Source organism: Verrucomicrobiia bacterium, from assembly GCA_035765895.1.
GTDB lineage: Bacteria > Verrucomicrobiota > Verrucomicrobiia > Limisphaerales > DSYF01 > DSYF01.
Genome location: DASTWL010000055.1, coordinates 25,925 through 50,886 on the forward strand (window position 1 = coordinate 25,925; position 24,962 = coordinate 50,886).

Below are 24,962 nucleotides of genomic sequence, written 5' to 3' on the forward strand. Positions count from 1 at the left end.
GGTTGAATGATTGAATCCCGTTAGAATTCTATCCACATTGCACTGGTGTCGGAAATCCCAATTGAAAAGGTCCGGGGAATTCTGGATTCCCTGTATCGCGCGGAGTTCGGCCGCATTCTCGCCACGCTCATCCGATTGCTTGGCGATTTCGATCTGGCCGAGGACGCCGTGCAAGATGCCTTTACCGCGGCCTTGGAACGGTGGCCACACGATGGCGTGCCGGCCAATCCCCGCGCCTGGTTGATTTCCACCGGACGGTTCAAAGCCATCGATGCGCTGCGTCGGCGCGCACGATTCGATGCAGCCCAGGAGGCGATTGCTGAACAACTGGAACCGGGAACGGGCGATGCAGCGCTTGAGACGGACGATGGCATTAAAGACGACCAGTTGCGGCTCATCTTCACCTGCTGCCATCCCGCACTCGCGCCGGAGGCTCGCGTGGCATTGACCTTGCGGGAAGTCTGTGGTCTGACGACCGAGGAAATCGCCCGCGCATTCCTCACGGCGGCACCTACGCTTGCCCAACGGATTGTGCGGGCCAAGGCGAAGATTCGTGACGCCAGAATTCCTTATCAGGTGCCATCGGTGGAGGAACTGCCCGACCGCTTGGATGCGGTGCTGCAAGTGGTCTATCTGGTTTTCAACGAGGGTTATTCAGCATCGTCGGGCACATCGCTGACGCGGGCAGAACTTTCAGCGGAAGCCATCCGGCTCGGACGATTGCTGTTGGAGTTATTGCCTGAACCGGAGGTGAGGGGATTGCTCGCGCTGATGCTCTTGCAGGAATCGCGGCGGGCAGCCAGAACTTCGCCGTCCGGTGAACTGGTTCTTTTGGAGAATCAAGACCGCTCGTTATGGGATCGCGAAAAGATCGCGGAGGGGGTGAAACTGGTTGAACGGGCATTATTGTCGCGTCGGTTTGGCCCTTACACGCTTCAGGCGGCGATCGCGGCGGTGCATGCCGAAGCATCCGAAGCTGCGGCAACAGACTGGCCCCAAATCGTAGCGCTTTACAGCGTCCTTGCACGGGCTGACCCCTCGCCGGTTATCGAACTGAATCGCGCCGTGGCCGTGGCGATGCGCGACGGACCGGAGGCGGGATTGGCGCTGATTGATGCCATTTTCGCGCGTGGTGAGTTGATGGAATATCACCTGGCACACTCGGCCCGGGCAGATTTGTGCCGCCAATTGGACAGAAATGACGAGGCCCGTTCTTCCTACCAGCGTGCCTTGTCGCTCGCGCGACAAGAATCGGAACAACGTTTCCTCAAAACCCGGCTTCAGGAATTGGACGAAAAAAAGTGAGGAGCACTGTCGAATTACGCCAAACCCAATCGACAAGTTGATGAATGGCCACAGGCCGCAACAACAAAACGAACAGAACAAACAAAGCAACAGCACAAAACCATGAAATTCCTCATGATGATGATTCCTCGTGTTTACCAGCCGGATACACCTGCTGCGGAAAGGGCCGGCGAAGGTTTTACGCCTCCGGCCGACGCCGTTGCCAAGATGATGAAGTATAACGAGGAACTGACCCAAGCGGGCGCGCTGGTCGCATTGGATGGGTTGCACCCCATTGCCAAAGGAGCCCGGGTCAAATTCGGCGAAGGGAAGCCCATCGTCACCGATGGCCCATTTGTCGAGTCGAAGGAGGTGCTCGGTGGCTACTGGATTATCCAAGTGAAATCAAAAGAGGAGGCCGTCGAGTGGGCGCGGCGCGTCCCGGCAGCGGCAGGAGACGTGATTGAACTGCGCCAGATCTTTGAAATGTCCGATTTTCCTCAAGACGTTCAAAAGGCCGCCGACAGTCCCGCGGTGCGCGCCCAAGTTGCGGGAAAGAAGCATTAACCCGGTTGGCCGAACCCATTGCATAAAATCCTGATAAAATGAAATACATCTGCCTTGGTTATATCGAACCGAACAAGTTTGAATCGATGTCTGAAAGTGAGCGCAACACGATGTTGGATGAATGCTTCACCTACGACAACGAGTTGCGGAGGAACGGGCACTTCGCTGGCGGTGAGGCGTTACAGCCCCCGCAGACGGCCACAACCTTGCGCTGGAAAAACGGCAAAGTGTCCATTACGGACGGCCCCTATGCCGAGACGAAGGAACAAATCGGGGGCATTCTCATTCTTGAAGCTCGAGACCTGAATCACGCCATCCAGTTGATGTCAAAACATCCCGGTGTGAAAGCCGGGCCGTTCGAGATACGTCCCGCTGCGGACCTGACTGACATGATCAGCGAAAGTGAACAGCGACGTGTGAACGCAAGTCAGGGATTCGGAAGGAGGTAACGGATCACATACGCAGCGGCGGAGCCTCAGACTGCACCTCCCTGTTTGGAAAGCCGTTTTTCCGCATATCGCTGTTATCGAATCGTGCTACGACAACGCGCTGATGGAAAGCTTCTGGAGCACCCTCAAGTGCGGCTTGGTCCATCGCACGCACTTTGCCACCCGCGCCCAGGCGCGGGCGGCGATCTTTGAATGGATTGAAATCTTTTACAACCGGGAGCGGCTCCACAGCGCCCTCGGCTACCAATCCCCTGTGGACTTTGAAACCCAACTAAACTAAAAACAAACAACCCAATGCCTCATGCATTCACCACCTGTCCACCGAATCGAGGCAAGGCCAGTCTCATCAAGCACGAAAGCACAACCATCATGAAAACATTCCAGGGCTACCAACTCATCGCCCCCGACGACCTGCACTGGCGGCCGTCGAACCTGATGCGCATCCCGAACGCGGATTTTCTGGAGCGCACGGGCAGCGAGAATCTCAGCGCGCGACTTTGGCGGCTGCCGCCGAAAAGCGCCAACACGCTGCACAAGCACATCCGGCAGGAGGAATTTTATTTCGTGCTCGAAGGCACGGGCCGCATGCGCGTGGGCGAGGAGACGTTGACGGTTCCCAAACACGGCGGCGTGCTGGTCGGCCCGGATCAGTTGCGACAGGTTTTCAACGACACCGACGCGGACGTGCTCTGGCTCATCGTTGGCGCGCCGGAAGAACTGGAATTTCTGCAAGGCTCCAAGTCCACCGACATGGATTTGAAACTCATCTATCCGACCGATCCAACGCAACTGCCCAAGGAACTCGCCGGCGTATCATGGCCGCCAAAGGCGTGAGTTTGTCCGCGTTCGTTTCGAACGTCGCAAAAAGAATCCGGTTTTGTCACAGCCGCGGCGGCTGGTTCGTCTTCCTTGGTGATGAAAACAAATATTGCCAATCTAAACGAACCGCGTCTGAACTATCGCAAAGTGTCGCCGACCGTGTTGCAAGCCTTGTGGGGCGTGGAAAAGGCCGTGAACGAAAGCGGGCTGGAAAGTTCCTTGCAGGAACTGGTCAAGCTGCGCGCGTCGCAACTCAACGGCTGCGCCTTTTGCATTGATATGCACTATCGCGATGCCCTCAAGGCCGGCGAGGCGGAACAACGCTTGTTTCTGTTGAATGCGTGGGAGGAAGCGCCGGTTTACACGCCGCGCGAACGGGCGGCGTTGCGCTGGACGGAAGCGCTGACCAAGCTGGCCGGGAATAGTGTCAGCGAGGAACTTTACGAAGCCGTGCGCGCGGAATTTTCCGAAACCGAACTGGTGAGCCTCACGCTGGCCGTGGTGGCGATCAATAGTTGGAACCGTTTTAGTGTGGGCTTCCGCGTGCCGCCCGGGTTTACTTTGTGACGCCATGATCGAATCGTTCAACGCACATCGCGGCCAGTTGTTCGGCATCGCCTATCGGATGCTGGGCAGCGTGGCCGAGGCGGACGACCTGGTGCAGGAGACGTGGCTGCGCTGGCAGAAGCAGGATTTAGAAAAAGTGTCTTCGCCCAAGGCTTGGTTGATTGCCACGATCACGCGGCTGTGCATTGATCAACTGCGGTCCGCGCGGCGCCAGCGCGAGGAATATTACGGCGTCTGGCTGCCGGAACCGCTGGTGGAAAACGCGCCCGCGTCGCCGGAAAATTCGGCGATGATTGCGGAGTCGTTGACGATGGCGTTCATGCTGTTGCTCGAAACGCTCGACCCGGTGGAACGCGCGGTCTTCGTGCTACGCGAGGCATTTGATTACGATTACGCGGACATCGCCGCCATCGTGGGCAAGAGCGAAGCGAACTGCCGCCAGATCGTGCGGCGCTCCAAACTGCAACTGGCCACGCCGCCCGTGGCGACCGCTCCGAGCGAGTGCGCGCGGCGCGTGGTGGAGAAATTCATGGCCGCCGCGGCGGGCGGCGAAGTGCGTGACTTGCTGGCTTTGCTGACCGCGGATGCGACGCTGTATTCCGACGGCGGCGGACGCGTTTCTGCGGCGGGTCGGCCGATTCACAGCGCGGATCACATCAGCCGGTTTTTCGTCGGCATTCGCGATCGTCAGCCGGCGGATGTGGCGTTGCGCTTCGTGGCCATCAATGGCCGGCCGGGCGTGTTGATGAGCAGCGGCGGACACATTTTCAACGCGGTTTCGTTCGACTTGGACGACGAACGGGTTCGCGCTATTTACATCGTGCGCAATCCGGAAAAGTTGAAACATCTGCCGCCCGTGGCGAACAACTGATTTATGAACCAGAACGAAAAAGCGGCACGCTTTCAAGCGTTGCATCAAAGCGGGGAAGTTCTGTTATTTCCCAATCTTTGGGACGGTGGTTCGGCGCGCATGCTGGAACAACTCGGCTTTCAGGCGCTCGCCACGTCCAGCGGCGCGTGCGCGGCCACGCTCGGCCGACGCGACGGAAAAATCTCCCGTGCCGAAGCGCTGGCGCACTGCCGGCAGATTGTCGCGGCAACGAATCTGCCGGTCGCGGCGGATTTGGAAAATGGATTTGCGCACGATCCGGCTAGCGTGGCGGAAACCATACGGCTGGCGGCGGAAGTGGGATTGGTGGGCGGTTCGATTGAAGATTCCAGCGGCGACCAGAACCAGCCGCAATACGATTTGAGCCTGGCTGTGGAACGCATCGTCGCCGCCGTGGAGGCAGCGAAAGCGTTGCCGTTCAAATTCACGCTCACGGCGCGCGCGGAAAATTTCTTCCGCGGCAAACCGGATTTGTCCGACACCATCCAACGGCTCACAGCCTACGAGCGGGCCGGCGCGGATGTGCTGTTCGCCCCGGCGTTGCCGGATCTGGCGGCGGTGCGCGAATTGTGTTCCGCCGTGCGGAAGCCGGTGAATTTCATGGTGGGCATCAAGGGGAAATCTTTCACGGTCGCGGAACTCACAGCGGCAGGCGTCAAGCGCATCAGTTTCGCGAGTTCGTTGTATCGAACGGCGATGACGGGTTTGTTGAACGCGGCCCGGGAAATTAAAACTACCGGCACGTTTGGCTACCTGGAAAACACGCTGACCACACCGCAGTTGAACGAGTTTTTGCGGTCCTAGTCATTCCGGCAAGAGCGGTTCCGGCTCCATTGAGGCAGTGAACCGCCGCCGCTTTGGGCGCTGGCGTTCATTCCCCGAACGGGGTGCAGGCGGCTTGTGTTCAAGCACCGCATCATCCACTCTGCGGACAGCAAATGGCACCGAACTGGGATGGCTTCACCGGTGTCGGCGGAGTCATTCACACGGGCCGCCAAACGGGCAGGCAAAAATAATCGGCCATGCAAAACCTGAAGGACGACAAATCAGCGCCGGTTGCGGTGCGCCCACTCCGCGAGGCGGACCTGACGGAGGCGAGGCTCATTTTCCATCTTGCGTTCGGCACATTTTTGGGGCTTTCGGAGCCGATGCGGTTTTGCGCAGGGCGGGACTTTTTCCGTGGCCGCTACTTTGCGAATCCAGAAGGGTTCCTGGGTGCGGAGGCACATGGCATGCTGATCGGATCGAATATTGCGAGCCATTGGGGCAGCGTCGGTTTTTTGGGACCGCTGGCCATCCACCCGGATTTTTGGGATCGTGGCGTCGCCCGGAAGTTGCTGGAACCGACGGTGCAGCTCTTCGATAGATGGCACACGCGGCACGCCGGTTTGTTTACATTTCCGCACAGCACCAAGCACGTGCATCTCTACCAGAAATTCGGATTCGCCCCACGCTTTCTCACGGCGGTGATGTCCAAGACAGTCCGGCCGCCGGCGTCATCCTTGGATGGCGAGCTTTACTACTCCGGATTGACGCCCGCCCGGCAGTCCGAATGCCTGAAGGCATCCCTCGAATTGTCGGATGCGATATATGAGGGGCTGGACCTGCGAGGGGAAATTCGTGCGGTCGCGGAACAAAAATTGGGTGAAGTCATCTTTCTCTGGAACGGTTCCCAGCTGATGGCGTTTGCCATTTGCCATTGCGGCGCCGAAACGGAAGCGGGCGAGCTGACGTGTTACGTGAAGTTTGGCGCCGCACGCCACGCTAAGGGACTTGAGCAGTTGCTTTCCGCCTGTGAGGCGCTCGCGGTCCGTCGCGGCCTGACGCGCATCGAGGCCGGCGTAAGCACGGCGCGTGAGGAAGCCTATCGTCGGATGCAGGCCCGGGGCTTTCGCACAGACGTCCTTGGTGTGGCGATGCACCGGCCCAACGAAGCGGGCTATAGTCGCCCAGAGGCTTTCGTTCTGGACGATTGGCGGTAGGCATGTCGGAGGGCTGGTTTAGTATTCAGCATCACGCTTCACGCCCGGTTCAGGAGCAGGATACCGGCCGTCAGCGTCGGCCAACAGTGGTGCGGGATAATCCATCTGCAACTTGTCCACCGAGGGGGCATATTCGCGGTCCGAGGCGAGAAGGCTTTCCAACGTTGTTTCCTGGCCCGTGTGCGCGGCTATGCGTCCCAAGGAACTGACCGCACTGGCATAAACGCCACGCTCGACTTCGTTGTAAGGCCGGTCGTTCCGAATGCTGTCAACCAGGTCATTCCATTCGTTCAAATACGGATTGTCTTCTCCGGGCGGCGTTTTGGATTCTCATATCAACTTGGCGCGATCCGGCATCAGGCCGCTGAACAGGCTGGAAGGCTGTCCGCAGTCGCCGGAACTGGAAATGATCGCGTTGCCCTTGGTTCCCTGCGCGTAGCTGGAGTAGATCTGCTTGCAGCCATTGATGCAGCGGTCATCCATGATCAGCCTGGCCCCATCGGCGAAGGTGTATTCCACCGAGTAAACATCAAAATTCTGGTCCACGTAAGGAGCGCCTTCGGGACTGATGCGATAATTCCGTGCGCCCAGGCCTTGCGCTTTGACCGGCCACGCGTTTTTCATCCAGCAGCAGTGGTCAAGGTGGTGGATGTAAAAAATCATTGAAACATCCGCCGCTGGCCCAGATGAAACTGTGGAAGCGCTGAATCTGCCAGAGCAACTCACTGGGGGCGCCGGGCCAAAGGGTCGAAAATGCCGTGCCCCCGGTCCGTGCATGCGATAACCGCGCAGCAGGGTCACCTCGCCGATCTCCCCGTCGGCAATGCGCTGGGCGAGTTCCTGCATGGGCCGGTTGTGCCGCGACATCAATCCCACGCCGACCTTCAGATTCTTTCCCGCCGCCGCCTTGCCCAGAGCAAGCATGCGGCGCGACGTGGGCCCATCAGCCGTCAATGGCTTTTCCATAAAGACATGCAGCCCCTTTTGGATGGCGTAGCCGAAGTGAACCCAACGGAAGGCCAGCGGCGTGGTGAAGATGGCAATGTCTCCCGGTCGGAGGCAGTCCATCGCCTTTTGGCAGGCATCAAACCCGATGAACTTGCGTTCTTCCGGCACATCCACCCGGCCAGCGACGGAATGGCCTTTCAACGCATTGTAGGAGCTGTCGAGGTGATTCCGAAAAACATCCGCCATGGCCACAAGTTTCAGGGGGCCATTCTTAACGGACAGCGCGTCGATGGCGGCACCCGTGCCACGGCCGCCGCAACCGATCAAGGCAACGCGCAGTGTGTTGTCCTCGACGGCATGAACGCTGGGAATGACAACTCCCACCAGCGCTGAGGCGGCCGTGAACCGCCCGTGCTTTTCAAAAACTCCCGGCGGGAAGTGACCTGTTTGGTTGGTGTATTCATGGGCGATTGGTGTAGGTCAGCATCGGCACGCGGCGGCATGTCTTTCTGAAGCGGGCGAGAAATTGTGTCCCGCCAAAGACAAACGCGGATCTGCTGCCGAGAAGTAGCTGCACAGGCACATGCCAGTCAGTTTCGGCGGGATCATCAGCGCGGAACCTCTCTCATTCTGCGAGGCCAAACAAGCGGAAAGGCGCCTTCGCTGATTGCCTTCGGGTGAACCGACGCAGGCCGCGCATTTGCAGCAGCCGCTTCAGCCAACGTTCGCCAAGCGGGGGAGAAGCTGCGGCTGACCAGGCGTGCTTTGCAGCCTGAAACCGTTCCTTGAAACCAGCCAGAGCGTCAATGTCTTCGCCGGTTGTTGAAGGCGCAAGACCGCCAAACGCGCAGGCCGGTGGGCCAAACGGGAGGCGGTCTTGGGAGCGCCACCGTCATCGTCGGCTTGGCTTGGGCGAACGGGCGCGCCAGAAATGCGATTCGCCAAAGCCGGCCGTTAGATCGGCGCTCCACAGCCCGCCTTTTCAGGGGCTGCGCCCCATGCGCCACGTGCGGGGCCGGCTTGTAGTCGCTATGGCTGATCGGGAATTTCCGCCTCGACCAGTTTCGCCAACAGCGTCAATGATTCCTGCCAGCCGAGATAGCAGGCTTCGGCGGGAATCATTGGCGGGATGCCTTCCTGCGTGATGTTCACTTCCGTGCCGCAGAAGACCTGTTTGAGCGAAACGGTTGTCACCATTTCGCCCGGCAAATTGGGATCGTCGAACCGGTCGGTGTAGCGGAGCAGTTCGTCCGGTTTGAGTTCAAGATACGTGCCGCCAAAAGAATGGCTCTTCCGGGTCGTAAAATTGGTAAACGACATCTTGAACGTTCCACCGATCCTGGCGTCCAGATGATGCACCTTCCCGGTGAATCCGTTTGGCGGAAGCCACTTGGTCATTGCGTCTGCATCGAGAAACGCACGGTAAATCCGCTCCGGCGTTGCGCGGAGCACCCGGTGAAGTCGCACGGTGTTGGTATTGCTGGTGTTCATGGTTTGAGGATGTGTTTGTCGTTTCATATCTTCGACGAACCACCCGGTCGCGTCAGGACAATTATCGCAAAGAATTTCCGCACCACTTGCGCGCAGGATTCGCCGGTGGTCTATTCTGCGGATGCCACAACCGTATCCAACTATTATCCCGGGTCTGCGCAGCCCGTCTGAACAAATCCAAGGCCTCGTCTGGTTTGGCCGCATGCTGGACAAAATCCGGCTCGCCGCGGCAGGGAAACTGCCCGAAGACTGGCAGCCGGCGCGCGGCACGAACATGAGCGGCAGCTTCGATGCGCGCTGCTGTCGCTTTCTGAAAATCGATTACGCGGCGCTTGAGGCCGAAGCGCTCAAGGGCGACAAGACTGACGAACAATTGCTGGAGTGGGCCTTTCAACACGGCCGCCGGCCCGGCGAGGAGGAGATGGAAATCTGGAATGCCTTCATGACCAAGCGCGGCTGGCGTGATGCCGGCACCCAGCGGCTGAACGAACGGCTCGCGGAGATCGGACTGCCGCCCGGCGCGGTGCAGACGATGTTCGAATTTATCGATCTGGACGAGGGGCGGCTGAAACCCGAACGTTAATTCCACGGCATGCCGGTTTCCGCACTCCTTACCTTCAACGCATGTGACGCCGCGCGAAATCTTGCGGCGCTGGCAGAATCACTCTGGCCAGGCTGCGGCAAGCCTCAATGACCTTCATGCACATCGGACTCGAACGACTGGCGAATTTGGGAATCGCCGCCGCCAACGGTGCCACACCCGCGCAGGTTGTCTCCCGGCTGGGCGCCATGCAGGCCCAAGATTATCCCGGGGCGCTATGGTCGATTGGACTGCGCACCGCGAATGCCACGGAAGCCGACGTCGAGCACGCGATCCGGGAGCGACAGATTGTCCGCACCTGGCCGATGCGGGGAACACTGCATTTCGTGGCGGCGCCGGATGTGCGCTGGATGCTGGCGCTGTTGACGCCCCGGATCCTCGCCAACGCCAGGCGGCGGGCCGTGCGCCTGGAACTGGACGCCAAAACGCTGGCGCGCTGTGAAAAGCTGGTCGTGCAGGCGCTCGCTGGCGGCCGCATCATGCCTCGCGAACTCCTGCTGGCCCGGCTGGAACAAGCCAAAATTTCCACGGCCGGTTCGCGCGGCTACCATATTCTCTGGCGTCTGGCGCAACAGGGGGTGATTTGCTTCGGCCCCCGTGAGGCAAAGCAACATACGTTTGTATTGCTGGATGAATGGCTTCCGGCAGCAAAGCCGGTGGAGCGCGAAGTGGGGCTCGCTGAACTGGCCCGCCGCTACGTTACCAGCCATGGTCCGGCAACGTTGGCGGATTTTGCCGGCTGGGCGGGATTGCGGGCGGCGGACGCAAGGGACGGGGTGGACGGCGCCGCTTCAGCGCTGGAACGGGTGGCAATGAACAACAAAGTTTACTGGCTGCCGCGCCGGACAGCGCCGGCAACGCCAGCAGTGGCACAGGGGCACCTTCTGCCAGGCTTCGATGAATTCGTGCTCGGTTACAAGGACCGCGAGGCGGTGCTTGAGGCACGCCATGCGGCAAAAATCATTCCCGGCAACAACGGCATGTTCATGCCGACGATCGCCGTGGCAGGGCGCATTGCCGGCACGTGGCAACGCACGTTGAAAAAGTCCGTCACCATCCAGCTTATGCCATTTCAACGCCTGACCCGAGCCCACCGGCTGGCTCTGACGCCTGCGGTTGAGCGCTACGCCCGTTTTCTTGGAATGCCGGTGAAGTGGGAAGAGTGATATTTGGCGGAAGGGGAGGGATTTGAACCCCCGGTAGGATTGCTCCTACGCCTGATTTCGAGTCAGGTGCCTTCAACCACTCAGCCACCCTTCCCGCCAGCCCGGCATTTGTAATCCATCAATGCCCGCCCAGCAACGAATTATTCTGCCGGTCTTCCGTGTCGGAGCGTTTGACTCGCCCGGACCCGTTCACTACGCTGGCGCTCGTTTTCAAAATCGAACATCAGGAGTTACCATGCCGCCCAAAAACACCGAAAAGAACGTCGAACCGAAGGAAGCCAAAGCCGCTGAAGCCGCCAAAATTTCCGCCACCCGCCAGCGCGACCTCGAAGCGGCCATTTCCACGATTACCAAGTCCTATGGCGAAGGCGCCATCATGCGCCTCGGCTCGGCCCACGCCCAGAAGTCCATTGAAGTGATTCCCACCGGCGCGCTGGCGGTTGACCTCGCACTGGGGGTGGGCGGCGTGCCGCGCGGGCGCGTTGTGGAAATCTTCGGCCCGGAGTCGTCCGGCAAAACCACGTTGATGTTGCACGTGATTGCCAATGCGCAAAAGGCCGGCGGGTTGGCGGCGTTCATCGATGCCGAGCACGCCCTGGATCCGGCCTACGCCAAGAAACTGGGCGTGAACCTCGACGATTTGCTGGTTTCGCAACCCGATTCCGGCGAGGAAGCCCTGACCATCTGCGAAACACTTGCCCGCTCAAACGCACTGGATGTGATCGTCGTGGACTCGGTTGCCGCCCTGGTCCCGAAAGCCGAACTGGAGGGCGAAATGGGCATGGCCACGATGGGCATGCAGGCGCGGCTCATGAGCCAGGCCCTGCGCAAGCTGACGGCGCTGCTCAACAAATCGAAGACCACCTGCATCTTCACCAACCAGCTGCGCGAAAAGGTCGGCGTGATGTTCGGCAATCCCGAAACCACGCCAGGTGGCAAGGCGCTCAAGTTTTACGCCAGCGTGCGCATGGACATCCGCCGCAAAGATACGCTCAAGGACGCCTCGGGCAACGCGATCGGCAATCACGTCAAGGTGAAGATTGTGAAGAACAAGGTGGCGCCACCATTCGCCGAGGCGGAGTTCGACATCATTTACAATCACGGCATCGACAAGGAAGGCAGCATCCTCGAAGTCGGTATCGACAACGGTGTGGTCGATAAAAAGGGCGCGTGGCTCCAGTTTAACGGCGAACTGATCGGGCAGGGGAAGGATGCCGCCAAGAAGGCGCTGATTGAGAAGCCCGAGCTGAGGCAGACCATCATGGAAGCCATTCTCGCGAAGCGCGCCGCGGCTGTGCCGGCAAACTGACTGGGTTCAAAGCGCGGCGAGCAAAAGGCCGCTCGTTTCGGCCGCCGTCAGCGGCAGCGGGTTTCCCTTCATGCTGCTGGCGGCGGTCGCTTTTTGAACAAGTTCCGGGACGTGCGTCGCGGCGATGCCGTAATCGCCCAAACGCGGAATCTTCAAATCCTTCACCAGCGCGCTCACCCAACGCACGCCATCCTCCGCTCTGGCCTCCACGTTGCCGGTCAGCAGCCTCGCCACCTCGTCAAACCGTGCCAGCGTTTCGCCCGTGGGCGCACGTTCCCGCAGCGCCCGGAGGTTGGCGGCCATGACCGACGGCAGGAGGGCAGCGCAAATGGCTCCGTGCGGCGCGGAAAAACGGCCACCAATCGGCCCTGCGAAGCCGTGCACGGCACCCAGACCCGCGTTGGCCAGGGCCATGCCGCTCCACAAGCTGACCAGCGACATCTCAGTGCGGGCGGCCAGATTGTCACCTTGGGCGCAGACACGCGGCAAAGCCAACGCCGCACGGCGCAGTCCTTCCCGGCACAGCGCATCCGTCATGGGGTTGGCCCGGCAGGAAACGAAGGGCTCAATCAACTGCGTCAGCGCATCAAGACCGGACGCGGCCGTGATGTGGCACGGCAGTTCACAGGTGAGTTCCGGATCCACGATGGCGGCTTGGGGCAACAGCAGCGGGCTGCGCAGGCTGACTTTGACCTGCTGTGCCAGAGCGGTCAGCACGGCGTTGCGCGTGACTTCGGCACCCGTTCCCGCCGTGGTGGGAACGGCGATGAACGGGGCCGGCGCGGCGGTCAGGCTGCGTCCCCGCCCGACCACTTCCAGGTAATCGAGCAATTCGCCGGGATTCGTCAACATGGCGGCGATTGCCTTACCTGCATCAATCGCACTGCCGCCGCCAAAGCCAATCACCAGTTCGGCGCCGGTCTGGCGCGCTGCCGCGACCCCGTGGTCCACCATTTCGGTCGAAGGTTCGCCGGGAATGGAAAAAAGCGTGACCTGCACACCGTGTTGAGCAAGCCCGGTCACGAGCGGTTCGGCCCGCGCGGGAGTGCGACCGGTGACGACCAGCGCATGCCGGCCGAATTGACGCGCCATGGGGCCGGCTTCCGTCAATGTGCCGGGGCCGAAAACAATGCGGGCGGCGGTGGCAAATTCAAAGCGCATGTCACCAGTTTGCGTCGTCCGGAAACAGGTTGGCGTATTTCACACTGGTGCGCGGCTCGGCCATCATGGGCGCAACCGTGTCACGCCAGATTTGGTAGTGCTTCGTCTCCTTGTGGGCGGTCGGCGCGGCGGATGTGCGATACGCCTCCACCAGCACGAAATGCGTCGAGTCATCCTGGTGCTGCACAACGTCAAAACCGGCGACGCCGGGTTCCTGCACACTGTGACGGGCGTTTTCCAGCGTGGCCGCCTTGAACGCCTCGACGTATTCGGGTTTCACGTGAACATGGACATGCACGACAAGCATGGCGGCAAGTTAAGCGCGAAGCTCGCCGCCGTGCAACTCATCCGGCCACGCGCCGTGTGTTTCAGCCATCCGGGCAAAAAAACGCGCCTCCGGCCAACCGGAGGCGCGTTGACGCAGCGCAAGTGCGGGACGGTCACTTTTCCTGGAACAAATGCACGTCGTGCTGCGGGAAGGGGATCGTGATGCCTTCCTTGTCGAATTCCACTTTCACCTTTTCTGTCGTGTCAAACTTGAACGGCCAGTAATCGCCGGATTTCAGCCAGACCCGCATGATGAAATTGACCGAGCTGGCCGCCAGTTCGCCGACCAAGATTTGCGCGGCCGGATCCTTGAGCACCCGCGGATCCTCGGCAACGATGCGTTGCAGCACGGCTTTCACCTTTTGAATGTCGTCCCCGTAGCTGACCCCAAACGTGAGGTCGAGCCGGCGGGTGTCCATCGCGGAATAATTTGTGATGTTGTCACTCATGATTTTGGCGTTGGGCACAATGACGCGACGATTGTCAGGGGTGTTCAGAATCGTTGTGAACACCTGGATTTCATCGACAATTCCGGCCGTGCCGCCCGCCTCCACGTAATCGCCCTTCTTGAAGGGGCGGAAGACGATCATGAGAAAGCCCGCAGCAAAATTGGCCAGCGAGCCTTGCAGGGCGAGGCCGATGGCCAGGCCGGCGGCACCGAGAATCGCCACGAACGACGTGGTTTTAACCCCGACCTTTTCAAGGGCGGCGAGCACCACAAACACCATGAAGAGAATGTAGGTGAAGTTCGCGATGAAGCCGACGATGATGGGATCGAGCTTCCGGCGGGAGAGAAGCCGGTGAATCACGTCCTTGGAGATTTTCGCCGCCCACGCGCCCACGATCAGTATGATGATCGCGAAGAGAACCGGCAGCCCGTAGTCATGCACGTAGCCTTGGATGCTCTCCGGGCTCAGCCAGCCTTTGACCTGCTGGGCCGTTTGCGTGAACGAATTGGTCTCATTCATGGAGTTCCTTTCTTTTAACAGGTTTAGGATCGCCCCTGTAACGCACGAGTGGAGTATGCGCCGCGCGGGATGAATGAAGTTTTCGTGCCCACCGCAGGCCGCGTTCCGAGGCGCGGGCCCAACCGCTGGTGAAAACCTCTTGCCCAGCACATTGCGGTCAAGTGTCGGCGACGTCAAGCGCTTCGGCCGTTCTACGCCATCGCCAATGGGCGCTGACGGTCGCAAATCGCGTTCCGTGGTGCGCCCGGCTGACCTCAATCCGCATCATCGCTTTGCTGCGCCAGCGAACGCGGCAAAGCGTGACGTCACTTTTGGGCGGTCGAATTCGTCGCCGGGCTGCCTTTTGCCGGATAGAGGCCGGCCTTGATGAAGGGCTCCACGTATTGGCCGTAGCCTTCCTTTTCCATGTCGGCCAGCGGCACAAAACGCAGCGACGCGGAGTTGATGCAGAAACGAAGACCGGAAGGCCCCGGCCCGTCATTAAAGACGTGCCCCAAGTGCGAGTTGGCGTGCTTGGAGCGCACTTCGGTGCGCAGCATGCCAAACGACGTGTCCGTCTTTTGGACGATTTCGGTCTTGTCCACGGGTTTGGAAAACGCCGGCCAGCCGCAGCCGGAATCGAATTTGTCGAGCGAACTGAACAGTGGTTCGCCGGAAACGACGTCCACATAGAGGCCCGGCTTGAAGTTGTGGTCATACTCGTTGCGAAACGGCGGCTCCGTGGCGGCGTTCTGCGTCACGTTGAACTGCATCGGCGTGAGCTTCTTCTTCAACTCCTCGACGGACGGCTTCTGGAAGTTTTGCATGGTTGAATTGGTATAGATGGGCGGTGGTGCAGTCGGGCCGGGCGTTTTCTCCTGCGCACAGCCGGTGAAAGCGATGCTCAACGCGACGGCCAAAGTCAACTGCCCAATCATCAGGGGCGATTTCATTTTGCGAATCATAGCACAGGACGACGTTTTGTCGAAGCAGCCGGCGCAATTGTCGGGCGCTGCTGGCAGTTGGTCGCAGGAAGTGGGGCAACCTTACAACCTGTGTGGCACGGCCGGAGGGTTTCGACCGCGGTTAAAATGCGCCGGACCGGACCCGACACTCGTCAATCACACACGTCCAGTGTAAACTGGCTTCGTGCAGCAGGCAGCGGACAACGGGCCGGGCGGACCGAAGCGTCGTTGGTGGCGGCGGGACTGGCGACATGACGGACGGGAGTGGCTGCGCCGCAACTGGCGCCGGATGGTGCGCCTGCGCGAACGCCTGCAGTTGAGTGAAGAGGCGTTTCATCTGGTGATGGCCGGCGCGGTGGGTGTGCTCGGCGGCATCGTCAATCTGGTCTTCTATTACGGCATCGAGTCCGCCAAGTGGATATTTCTTCACAAGCTCGATGACCCCGTCGTGGTGGCGGAGGAGATGGGCTGGGCGGCCCGGCTTTTGACGCCAACCCTTGGCGGGCTGGCCGCCGGCGCCGTGCTTCACTGGGGTGGCAAGCTCGCGCGCGGCCAGGGCTCGACCAATTTGCTGGAGGTTGTGGTGGCGGGCGACGGCCGGTTGCCGGCCCGCCGCGGTTTGGTGAAATCGCTTTCGTCGCTGATGAGCATCGGTTCGGGTGCGTCCATCGGGCGCGAGGGCGGCATTGTGCAGCTCGCCGCGACGGTCGCGTCGAAATGGGGCCAATGGCAAGGGTGGCCGCCCTACCGGTTACGCCTGCTGGTCGGGTGCGGGGCCGCTGCGGGCATCGCGGCTGCCTACAACGCCCCGATTGCCGGCGCCGTGTTCGCCGCATGGATCGTGCTCGGGAATTTCTCCATGAACCAGTTCGCACCGCTGGTGTTTGCTTCCGTGGCCTCGACGCTGGTATCGCGCGGCTTTTTTGGCATCCGACCGTGGTATTCCGTGCCGGCGGTGGACTTCACCAGCCTGACGCAGCTTCCCTGGTTTCTGGTTTTGGGAGCGGCGTGTGGCGCGCTCGGCGCGGTCTTTCTGCGTTTGCTGCGCGTGGCCGAAGGGCTGTTCGGCAGGCTGGGGCTGCCGTTGTATCTGCGCCTGGGGCTGGGGGGCGCACTGGTTGGCCTGATTGCGCTGCGCTTTCCCGGCGTATGCGGGAACGGTTACGCGGTGGTAAACCGGTTGCTGCACGGAGACTTTGAAGGGGCCCCCAATCCAGTGTGGTTTCTCGTCGGCCTGCTCGTCGCCAAAATCATCGCCACGTGCGTCACCGTTGGTTCTGGCGGAGTCGGCGGAGTCATGACGCCGACCATGTTTGTCGGCGCGGGCCTGGGCTCGGTGCTTGGGGTTTGCCTGCATCTGGCCGGGTATGCTGAAGGATTGCCGACGGCGTTGTTCACCGCGGTGGGCATGGGGGCAACACTCGCGGCTACGACCAGATCCCCGCTGTTGGCCATCATCCTGACTTTTGAACTATCCCTGGATTATTCGCTGATGCCGCCATTGATGGTGGCCACGGTGGTCTCGGTGCTGGTGGCGCGGCGCATACATCGCGAGTCGGTTTACACGGATGTGTTGCGCCACCGCGACGTGACCGCCGGCCGGGAAAGCGAACACCCCGGCGCATCCCTGGAATGCACCGTGGGCGACCTGATGCAACCGCCGGTCAACCCGGTCCACGAAGCGGCGTCCATTTCCTACGTGGCCGAACGCTTTCTGATGGGCTCCAACAATTATCTGCCGGTGATTGATTCGCACCTGCGCCTCGTCGGGGTCATTGCACTGCATGACATCAAGGAACATCTCACGCGCGGCGAAGATTTGAAGGGTGTGATTGCCCTCGACGTCATGCGTCCGCCGCCCGTGGTGCTGACGCCGTCTCAACGTCTGCTGGAAGCGCTGCCGACGGTGGTGGCCAGCGACCAGCGCAATGTGCCGGTCGTCAACAGCCTGGCCGAAATGAAGCTCGTCGGGGCGCTGATCCGCGCCGAAGCGCTGGGAGTGGTGGCCCAGGCGATTGACGTTCACACCAAACCCGCCAGCCAGCTCAGCGGTTGATCCAGCAGGCGAGGGCGCCGCAAAGCGCCGCCACCAACCAGATCACCAGCACAGCCGAGGTATTGGACAAACCGCGGCGCACCAGACGATGCGACAGGTGATTGTTGTCGCCCACGTAAAAGGGCTTCCGATGCCACGTCCGAATAAGCACCACGTTCACCAGGTCCGCCAACGGCACGGCCAGCACGAGCAGGGGAGTCAGGACCGCCAGCGGCCGTGGTTTTTGCTGGGTGTAGAAATGCGGCAAAATTGCCAGCACGGCCAGCAGATAGCCGACCAGATGGCTGCCGGCATCGCCAAGAAAGGCGCGGGCTCGCGGAAAATTATGCGGCAGAAATCCGGTCAGCGTTCCGGCAATCAAAAGTCCCAGGGCTGCCACCAGATATTGCCCGTCCGACGCGGCGAGCAGGGCGAAGAAAAAGGCCGCCAAGCCGCCCAGCCCCGCGCAGAGGCCATTCATGTTGTCCATGAAGTTGAGCGCGTTGATAAGGGCAAGGGTCCAGAGCACCGTCACCGCAAAGCTGAAAGCCGGGCTGGGCACAAACAACGTGATGCGCACGCCCGCGAGTGCGACGACCGACGCCACGAACAATTGCCCCACAAACTTCGGTAACGGCCGCAATTCATGCCGGTCGTCCAAAATGCCCAGCGTCGTCATGCCAAACGCACCGAACAGGATGGCCCACAACTGCGGCGCCCGGCGCATGATGCCGTGATGCATGGCCGCTTCGGCGTTGGACGGCAGCCAGCCAAGGCGCAGCGCCAGCGCGCCCGCCAAGCACGGGAGAGCGATCCCGGTGAGGACTGCCAGTCCGCCGGCCAGCGGGATGGTGTGATCATGGATTTTGCGGTGCCCCGGTTCATCTATCAGACCAATTCGGATGCAGCAGCGAGCCCACAGCGGCAGGCTGGCGAACGTTGTCACAAACGCCGTCGCAAATGCGGCCACATACACGTTGAAGGGAAAACTCATCGGTTCGACGTCTGCTTGAGCAACTGCTGGTAGAGTGCAAATATTTGCTCGACCATGCGGACCGTGGAGAATTGTTCTCGCACGAGCGCCCGTCCTGCGTGACCGAACCGTGCGCGCAATCCGGGGTCAGCCGCCAGACGCAAAATGGATTCGCGCAAGCGGGCTTGGTCGCCCACGGCAATCAGAAAGCCGGTTTCGCCGTCGCGACAGACTTCGCGGGCACCATCGGCATCAAAGGCCACCACTGGCCTGGCCGCGGCCAGCGCCTGGGGCAGGGCACGTGGCAGCCCCTCGCGGCGGGAAAGGTGCACCAGCAAATCCATGAGGCCCACATATTGAGCCACGCGTTGCGGCGGCACCAGTCCGGCGAAGATCACGCGGTCGCGGATTCCCAAGGCGGCAGCCTGCGCTTCAAACTTGCTGCGCCATGGACCATCGCCCAGTAACAGCAACTTTATGCGCGGCTCCCGGCGAATCAATTCGGGCGCCACGGCGAGCAGGTCAGCATGCCCCTTGAGTTTGAATAGCCGGGCGATCTTGCCCACGACGATGTCGTCCGACGCCAAACCGAGTTCCGCACGCAACGCCGGCGCATTGTCGGCGCGCAGGAAAGGTTCCAGATCAAACCCGCTGCGAATGGTGGTGAAACGGGCAGGGGAGCCAATGCCGGCGCGCAGGTATTGGGCGGTCATTGCGTCCGCCACAGAAACAAAATGCGTGGTCACGCGGGCGGCGCGACGTTCGGCCACGGTAAAAAGCCAGTTCGCCAGCGGATTTTGCCACGAGCCGAAGGATGGACCGTGAATGGTGTGCACGATGACCGGCACCTGGGCCCGCGCGGCGGCCAGCCGGCCGAGCACGCCCGCCTTGCCGCTGTGGGTGTGGACGATGTCCGGCTTCTGTGCGGTGAACTGGCGGGTGAGGGCGCGCAACGCCTGCCCGTCCCGAAGTGGATGAACGGGCCGAACAAGATCGGGCACAATGGTCAAGGGCACGCCCTGTTCGCGCACGGAGGATTCCAAGCTGCCTTCCGCACCACAGCTGGGGCCGGAAATGAGCGTTGCCTCGCACGCTGCTTGCAGCCGCAGGCCGACGACGCTCGCGATGGTGTTTTCCTGTGCGCCGCCGACGATGAGCCGCGTGATGACGTGGGCGACTCTCATTGCTTGGAGGACTACTGGCCGCCCGGTCCTGGTCGCAGCGTCGCCAGCCGGTTGCTGACCTGAAGATAATCGGGGCTGCCCGGCGGGACGATTTTCAGACAGGCTTCGAGATGCTGCACCGCCGAATTAGTGTCGCCTTTGGCCGCAGCCAGTTCCGCAAAACCGAATTCCACCTGATAGGCATTCGGAAATTCCTTGGCGAGCACCTGGTAATCCTCCGCCGCCGCGGCGTATTTCTTCGCCCGCAGAAGTGTAATTGCGCGATTGAGGCGAATGACGCCGTTGGTGGGCGCGAGTTCCAGGGCGCGGGTCAACGATTCGTTCGCCTCGTCATACTGGCCCAGTTGCAGGCAGGCAAAGCCCCGATTGGCCAGCGCATTCACGTCGGCCGGGTGATCCGTAACAATCCGGTTGAGCACGGGCAGGGCCTCGGCGTTGAGTCCGGCGCGAAGATAGATTTGCGCCGCAATGGAACGGAACTGGTCATTGGCCGCCGGACTTTCCAGCGCGCCCGCAAGCAACGTCTTGGCTTTCTCCTTGTCCCCCAGGCGCAGCCACGCCGCGGCATCAATGCGCGCCAAATCCAGTTGATTTGTGGCGGTCAAATTGAAGCTGGCGGCGTGGTCGCGCAGGTATTGAACGGTGGTTTGGGCCTCGGCCGGATGTCCAAGCGTATTGAAGAGGTCGGCCAGCCAGATTTGCGCCATCACGTTGGTGGGCTGCAAATCGGTCACCCGCCTGATGGCTTCGATGGCCTGACGGTAAAGTCCGCCGCGCAAAAAGATGCGCCCCTGCTCAAATGTGAAGCGCGGTTCGTCGAACGGACCGCACTCGCGCGCCAGCTGATTCCAGTCATCGTATTTGGCCAGCCGTTCTTCGATCGAGGCCGACACCGGCGGCGCGGGCTGGCCGGCACGGTGGGCCTTGTTGAAGTCCAAGTTGATCCGGGCCACGATGTTGTAGGGGTTCAAGGCCAGTGCCCGCTCGAAACCCTTTGCGGCCTCGTCCCACCGATCGAGCTTCTGAAGTTCCACCGCCCAATACGTGGCCGCGCGTGAGTAGAACACCGCCAGCCAGTCGGCGGTCAGCACGTGTTCGCGCGCCAGATGCAGCTTGGACGAAAGCTTGGTCAGCCAGGTGACCGTGCGGGGGCTGTCATCCGAAGCGAGGCACTCCTTGATTGCCGGCAGCATGGTGTCGTCGAACGTCGCCCAGAATTGTTCGTTGCTCTGCACGGTTGCCGCGTCGAGTGCCGCAGGGAAAAGGACATTGGTCGGGAAAGCGCTGAGGGGATAAACAACGCCCTCGGGATTTAGATCGAAGCGTTCAAAGTAATAGCCGAAGCTCGGTTGCAGGTAGCACACCGGTCCTTTCGCGGCGAGACCGTTCAAAAAATAGATCAGCCCAACCGGCGCAATCTTCGCGTGGTTCGTCAGGTGGGCAAACGTATCCGGCCAGGCCGCCTGAACACGCTTTTCAAACGCATGGTAATCGCTCACGTCCGCTGACTGGGTGTCGTAGAACAGGTAATTGCCGGCCTTGCCCTGGCTCAACAAGTGTGTGCGGAGCAACGCCAGTTGGGTGGGATCGTCGCTGACAATGGACGCCGGGCCGGCTGGCAGGCTTTGCTCCGCGGCGGCCACGAAGCCGCCCACGAGTTGATGGTTCGTGAGGCGAATCGCCCCCAGGTTGCGCCCGATCAACGCGGCCGGCACGATAAAGAGCATCAAAACCACGGCAACCCACGTCGCGCGCCCGGCCAGACGGAGCAGGGGATTCATGCGCGTGCGGTGCCGGAATGCGGGCCGGCAGATCAGCAAAAAATAACCCGCGCAATATCCCACGGTGATGGCCGCCAGATAGTAGTGCGTCAGGAAGGGCACGCCTGGAAACATCACCCGCGGACTGAACGGCGGACTGAGCATGACGAGCAGGCAAATCGCGAAGAAGGCCGCATACACCACGTGAAACACCGAACGCGCGATAAAGATGCCCAGCGGGCTGTTGTCGCCAAAGGAGGAACTCCAGCGCAGCCCGAGAAAGGCCAGCGGCAGGATTGAAGTGGCTGCCAGCACGAGGATGCGGTAATTCTCCCGCAGATACGCAAACACGCCACGCAACGTCGCCCATTGCGACTTAAGTTCACCCAGCAACCCGGACCCGAAAGGCACCGGGGTGGTCGCACTCAGACTGTGGACGATGGGCAGGAACAGATAAAGCAGCAGCCCGAGAAAGCCCCAAAGCATCATGCGCCCCAGGAAGCCCAGATTGAAAAAGCCCAGTCCCTTGATCCAGAGCACGGCGATGACAAACGCGGGCAACAGGCCGATGAGCGCCCAGTTGTTGGTCATGCCCAGGGCGTAAAGAAAGGCCGCGCGCGTCAGCCATGACTGCCGTTCGTCGATGCGGAACTCGAGCAGGCAGCGGATCACGTAGGCAACGACGAAGGTGTCCAGCATTTCGCCGGTGATGGCCGTCGCATTCTCCCAGAAGGAAATTTGCAGGCCCAGCACCGCGGCGGCCAGCAGGGGCGGCAACCAGGCGGACCGCAGCGAGAGAATCGCGTGGTCGTCCTGCTCGAGCTCCCGCTGCGCGGGCGTGCGGTCGCGCGGCAGCAACGCGACCGTGCGCGCCAGCAGCGTGAGCACCAGCGCGGCCAGCACGGCGTTGAAGACGTTCAGGGCCAGCGGCAGCCACGACGCGGGCAGCACGTGAAGCGGCAGGAGCACCAGCTTCAGCAGGGGTTGCTGGAAATCGGGCCGCCAGTTCCAGCCCGCGGCCTGGGTTACCACGCCCACACTGCCGAGATTGGCCCAGGTGTTCAGCGTCGCCAGATACAGCAGCAGCGCGCCCAGCCCAATCAACCAGGGAAGCACGGCCGTCACGAAGCGTCTGGGCAGCGCCGAGTTTTGTTCAAAGGTCATGCAGTAAGTCCAGTTGAGCCGATGGGTGCCGGCTTGGCAAGATTTCAAGTTGCAGCCCGTGCGCGGAGATCCGCCACGCATTCGACGTGCTGGGTTTGGGGAAACATGTCCAGCGGCACCACTCGTTTCAGTTCAAAGACACTGTCGTGGGTGAAAGCGTTCAAGTCCCGCGCCATCGTGGCCGGATGGCAGGAGACGTAAATGACCTGCGCCGGCCGGATGTGGCGCAGCAGTTCGATTGTTTGCAGCTGACATCCCTTGCGCGGCGGATCAAGGACCACCGTGGTCGCCGCCGGCGAAAAGCGCCGTAACAATGCGGGCAACTGCTCTTCGGCCGTGCCCGAGACGAATTCGCCGTTCTTCACCCCGTGCGCCACCGCATTCTGGTTGGCCGCCGCAATGGCCAGCCGGTCATATTCCACGCCCGCGAAGGATGTGACATCGCCGGCCAGTTCGATGGCAAAGAAGCCGACGCCGCAATAGACATCCACCAGGTGCGCCGAGCCGGAATCCTTCAGGCATTGCCGCACCGTCTCGACCATTTTGGGCAACAGGAAAAAATTGTTTTGAAAAAACGAATCGCGCGGCACTTCCCAGTTCTCGGGCGGAATGCGCAGCACAATCTTGATGCCGCCCTTCGGCGGCGGATGCTGGCGCACCTGCGCAATTTGCTGGTTCAGCGCCGGCTCGGCGATTTTACATTCGAAGACATCCTCCACCAGGCCGCAGTCGTGCCGGACAAAGCCAATATTCAGGCGCTGCTCGGGCTTGTTCCACTGGCTCCGGATCATGAGGCGGTTGCGGTAGCCATAAGGCTGGGGGCAGGGGACGACCGGCGCCACCACGTCCGGATTGATGCCGCCGATGCGTTGGAACAGGTCCGCCACCTGCTTGTGTTTGATGCGCAACTGTTCGGTGTAGGCCAGATGCTGATACTGACAACCGCCGCAGGCCGCGAAATGGGCGCACGCCGGTTCCACGCGGTGCGGCGAAGGCGTGACCACGCGGAGGAGCCGGCCTCGCGCAAAATTCTTTTTCACCTCGGTCAATTCCGCCGCCACCGTTTCACCGACGGCCACAAACGGCACGAACACCACGAAATCATCCACGCGCCCGACGCCTTCGCCGCCGAACGCGATGTCCTGAATGTCCAGGGCAAGCTGGTCTCCAACTTTGAATTGCACGGCGCCAAATTAGGCAGTTGTCATGCTCCTAAAAAAGCCATTTTTGCCGCGACCGGCTCGACAACGCCGCGGTGGCTGCTTACGGTTGGGTCGGTGAAAATCCTTTTCATTGGCGACATCGTGGGCGAACCCGGCCGGCGCGCAGTCAAACAACTGGTGCCGGGGTTGCGGGAACGTCACGGGCTGGACGTGGTGATTGCCAATGGAGAAAATTCAGCCGGCGGTTCCGGCATCACCGTCGGCACGGCCAGGGAAATCTTTGAGGCGGGCGTGGACATCATCACGAGCGGAGACCATTTGTGGGACCAGAAGGAAGTCACCGAACTGCTCGCGAACGAGCCGCGTTTTGTCCGGCCGTTGAATTATCCGCCGGGCACGCCAGGGCAGGGGAGCGCCCTGCTCCATCGCGACGGTCTGCCAACCGTGGCGGTTATCAACGTCCAGGGACGCACCTTCATGCCCGACCTCGAAAATCCCTTTCTGGCCGTCCGGGCCGAGATCGAACGGCTGCGGTCGCTGGCGCCGGTCATTTTTGTGGATATGCATGCCGAGGCCACGTCGGAGAAAATAGCGCTCGCGCGCATGCTTGACGGCTTGGTGACGGCGGTCGTCGGCACGCATACGCACGTGCAAACTGCCGACGAACAAATTTTCCCCGGTGGCACCGCCTTCCTGTGCGATGCCGGCTTCACCGGCCCACAGGAAAGCATCCTGGGGCGCGAAATCGATCCGATCATCAAACGCTTCCTGACCGGCATGCCGCAACGCTTTGGCGTGGCCAAGGATCGGATCATCCTGCACGGCGCCATTATTGAAGCCGAAGCCAGCGGGAAAGCGCTCGGCATCCAACGCCTGAGCGTTCCAATTTAAACTCACTTAACCAGGTGGGCGGGCCTCCGCTTCGATGGTTTGCGTCATGCTTGGCGCAGCGGGATGGGGTTCCCGGGGCGCCGTCGCGCCCCGGGGGCCAAAAAGGCCAAGCATCCCGCAGCGCCTCAACCACTAACGCAAGTAAATATAACAAACATTGTGCATATGTAATTAAATCCCTAGTGTGGTGAGCGATTAGTTCGCTTACAAAGTGTGGCGACGCGATCGAGAATGAGTTCGGCGGTGGCGGTCCAAACAAAGGGCTTTGGCTTCTGGTTGTTGGCCGCGATGTAATCGTCAATGGCCGCAATGAGTTCGTC

General features: G+C 61.1%; 25 protein-coding genes, 1 tRNA gene and 1 pseudogene. 15 read left to right on the plus strand and 12 right to left on the minus strand.

The genetic code is table 11. From position 1 onward, the window contains the following. Window positions 1-45 precede the first annotated feature (45 nt). The 9 genes and pseudogenes from VFV96_11440 (at window position 46) to VFV96_11480 (ending at window position 6,557) form a co-directional block, all read left to right on the plus strand. Window positions 46-1,305, plus strand: a complete 1,260-nt coding sequence (locus VFV96_11440) for an RNA polymerase sigma factor (protein ID HEU5071009.1) — start codon at window positions 46-48, stop codon at window positions 1,303-1,305. Window positions 1,306-1,407: 102 nt separating this feature from the next. Continuing rightward, entirely contained in the window at window positions 1,408-1,851 is a 444-nt protein-coding gene (locus tag VFV96_11445; protein HEU5071010.1) for a YciI family protein, read from the plus strand. Between the two features lie 38 nt (window positions 1,852-1,889). Next, complete coding sequence (locus VFV96_11450; protein HEU5071011.1) at window positions 1,890-2,300, plus strand: YciI family protein; 411 nt, start codon at window positions 1,890-1,892, stop codon at window positions 2,298-2,300. Between the two features lie 82 nt (window positions 2,301-2,382). Further along, window positions 2,383-2,580 (plus strand): annotated as a pseudogene (locus tag VFV96_11455) (integrase core domain-containing protein). Window positions 2,581-2,669: 89 nt separating this feature from the next. Next, complete coding sequence (locus VFV96_11460) at window positions 2,670-3,134, plus strand: cupin domain-containing protein (protein HEU5071012.1); 465 nt, start codon at window positions 2,670-2,672, stop codon at window positions 3,132-3,134. A gap of 81 nt (window positions 3,135-3,215) precedes the next feature. Then, window positions 3,216-3,686, plus strand: a complete 471-nt coding sequence (locus tag VFV96_11465; protein ID HEU5071013.1) for a carboxymuconolactone decarboxylase family protein — start codon at window positions 3,216-3,218, stop codon at window positions 3,684-3,686. Between the two features lie 4 nt (window positions 3,687-3,690). Further along, a complete protein-coding gene (locus tag VFV96_11470; GenBank protein ID HEU5071014.1) occupies window positions 3,691-4,557 on the plus strand; it encodes an RNA polymerase sigma-70 factor in 867 nt (288 codons plus the stop codon). Between the two features lie 3 nt (window positions 4,558-4,560). Next, window positions 4,561-5,379 carry an isocitrate lyase/phosphoenolpyruvate mutase family protein gene (locus VFV96_11475; GenBank protein ID HEU5071015.1) on the plus strand — a complete coding sequence of 273 codons (819 nt, stop codon included), beginning with the start codon at window positions 4,561-4,563 and terminating at the stop codon, window positions 5,377-5,379. A gap of 218 nt (window positions 5,380-5,597) precedes the next feature. Next, window positions 5,598-6,557 (plus strand): GNAT family N-acetyltransferase, encoded by a 960-nt coding sequence (locus VFV96_11480; protein ID HEU5071016.1) that lies wholly within the window; start codon window positions 5,598-5,600, stop codon window positions 6,555-6,557. Window positions 6,558-6,575: 18 nt separating this feature from the next. Here VFV96_11480 and VFV96_11485 read toward each other — a convergent pair whose 3' ends face one another. Continuing rightward, the gene (locus VFV96_11485) at window positions 6,576-6,851 is read right to left on the minus strand and encodes a hypothetical protein (protein HEU5071017.1); all 276 of its coding nucleotides are present in this window, start codon (window positions 6,849-6,851) and stop codon (window positions 6,576-6,578) included. Window positions 6,852-6,887: 36 nt separating this feature from the next. After that, a complete protein-coding gene (locus tag VFV96_11490; protein HEU5071018.1) occupies window positions 6,888-7,181 on the minus strand; it encodes a hypothetical protein in 294 nt (97 codons plus the stop codon). A gap of 147 nt (window positions 7,182-7,328) precedes the next feature. Between VFV96_11490 and VFV96_11495 the strand changes: the two genes are divergently transcribed. Then, window positions 7,329-7,898: a hypothetical protein gene (locus VFV96_11495; protein HEU5071019.1), complete on the plus strand. Its 570-nt coding sequence runs from the start codon at window positions 7,329-7,331 to the stop codon at window positions 7,896-7,898. Window positions 7,899-8,534: 636 nt separating this feature from the next. Here VFV96_11495 and VFV96_11500 read toward each other — a convergent pair. After that, window positions 8,535-8,996, minus strand: a complete 462-nt coding sequence (locus VFV96_11500) for an SRPBCC family protein (protein ID HEU5071020.1) — start codon at window positions 8,994-8,996, stop codon at window positions 8,535-8,537. A 121-nt stretch (window positions 8,997-9,117) separates the two neighbouring features. Between VFV96_11500 and VFV96_11505 the strand changes: the two genes are divergently transcribed. Together VFV96_11505 and VFV96_11510 are read left to right on the plus strand one after the other, a co-directional pair. Next, entirely contained in the window at window positions 9,118-9,579 is a 462-nt protein-coding gene (locus VFV96_11505; protein ID HEU5071021.1) for a DUF5069 domain-containing protein, read from the plus strand. Window positions 9,580-9,695: 116 nt separating this feature from the next. After that, window positions 9,696-10,763, plus strand: coding sequence for a winged helix DNA-binding domain-containing protein (locus VFV96_11510; GenBank protein ID HEU5071022.1), 1,068 nt, complete (start codon window positions 9,696-9,698; stop codon window positions 10,761-10,763). 4 nt (window positions 10,764-10,767) lie between these two features. On the opposite strand, the gene VFV96_11515 is transcribed toward VFV96_11510, so the two are convergent. After that, window positions 10,768-10,857 (minus strand) — tRNA-Ser (locus VFV96_11515). A gap of 141 nt (window positions 10,858-10,998) precedes the next feature. Here VFV96_11515 and recA point away from each other — a divergent pair. Beyond that, entirely contained in the window at window positions 10,999-12,072 is a 1,074-nt protein-coding gene (gene recA, locus VFV96_11520) for a recombinase RecA (protein HEU5071023.1), read from the plus strand. A gap of 6 nt (window positions 12,073-12,078) precedes the next feature. On the opposite strand, the gene VFV96_11525 is transcribed toward recA, so the two are convergent. The 4 genes from VFV96_11525 to msrB form a co-directional block, all read right to left on the minus strand. Then, window positions 12,079-13,233: an iron-containing alcohol dehydrogenase gene (locus VFV96_11525; protein HEU5071024.1), complete on the minus strand. Its 1,155-nt coding sequence runs from the start codon at window positions 13,231-13,233 to the stop codon at window positions 12,079-12,081. Window position 13,234: 1 nt separating this feature from the next. After that, window positions 13,235-13,540, minus strand: a complete 306-nt coding sequence (locus VFV96_11530; GenBank protein ID HEU5071025.1) for a putative quinol monooxygenase — start codon at window positions 13,538-13,540, stop codon at window positions 13,235-13,237. Window positions 13,541-13,673: 133 nt separating this feature from the next. Then, window positions 13,674-14,528, minus strand: a complete 855-nt coding sequence (locus VFV96_11535; protein HEU5071026.1) for a mechanosensitive ion channel domain-containing protein — start codon at window positions 14,526-14,528, stop codon at window positions 13,674-13,676. A gap of 305 nt (window positions 14,529-14,833) precedes the next feature. Then, complete coding sequence (gene msrB, locus VFV96_11540) at window positions 14,834-15,460, minus strand: peptide-methionine (R)-S-oxide reductase MsrB (GenBank protein HEU5071027.1); 627 nt, start codon at window positions 15,458-15,460, stop codon at window positions 14,834-14,836. A 196-nt stretch (window positions 15,461-15,656) separates the two neighbouring features. On the opposite strand from msrB, the gene VFV96_11545 reads away from it, so the two are divergent. Continuing rightward, window positions 15,657-17,528, plus strand: coding sequence for a ClcB-like voltage-gated chloride channel protein (locus tag VFV96_11545; protein ID HEU5071028.1), 1,872 nt, complete (start codon window positions 15,657-15,659; stop codon window positions 17,526-17,528). Here the strand turns inward: VFV96_11545 and VFV96_11550 are convergent. Genes VFV96_11550 through VFV96_11565 form a run of 4 tightly spaced genes read right to left on the minus strand, consistent with a single transcriptional unit; the run spans window position 17,518 to window position 23,772 of the window. Next, window positions 17,518-18,501: an MraY family glycosyltransferase gene (locus VFV96_11550; GenBank protein HEU5071029.1), complete on the minus strand. Its 984-nt coding sequence runs from the start codon at window positions 18,499-18,501 to the stop codon at window positions 17,518-17,520. The genes VFV96_11545 and VFV96_11550 overlap by 11 nt on opposite strands. Further along, complete coding sequence (locus VFV96_11555) at window positions 18,498-19,664, minus strand: glycosyltransferase family 4 protein (GenBank protein HEU5071030.1); 1,167 nt, start codon at window positions 19,662-19,664, stop codon at window positions 18,498-18,500. Before VFV96_11555 ends, VFV96_11550 begins: the two co-directional genes overlap by 4 nt. An 11-nt stretch (window positions 19,665-19,675) precedes the next feature. Further along, window positions 19,676-22,588, minus strand: coding sequence for a tetratricopeptide repeat protein (locus VFV96_11560; protein ID HEU5071031.1), 2,913 nt, complete (start codon window positions 22,586-22,588; stop codon window positions 19,676-19,678). 44 nt (window positions 22,589-22,632) lie between these two features. Then, the gene (locus tag VFV96_11565; protein HEU5071032.1) at window positions 22,633-23,772 is read right to left on the minus strand and encodes a class I SAM-dependent RNA methyltransferase; all 1,140 of its coding nucleotides are present in this window, start codon (window positions 23,770-23,772) and stop codon (window positions 22,633-22,635) included. 93 nt (window positions 23,773-23,865) lie between these two features. Here VFV96_11565 and VFV96_11570 point away from each other — a divergent pair, with 93 nt between their 5' ends. After that, a complete protein-coding gene (locus tag VFV96_11570; GenBank protein HEU5071033.1) occupies window positions 23,866-24,642 on the plus strand; it encodes a TIGR00282 family metallophosphoesterase in 777 nt (258 codons plus the stop codon). Window positions 24,643-24,962: the final 320 nt, after the last annotated feature.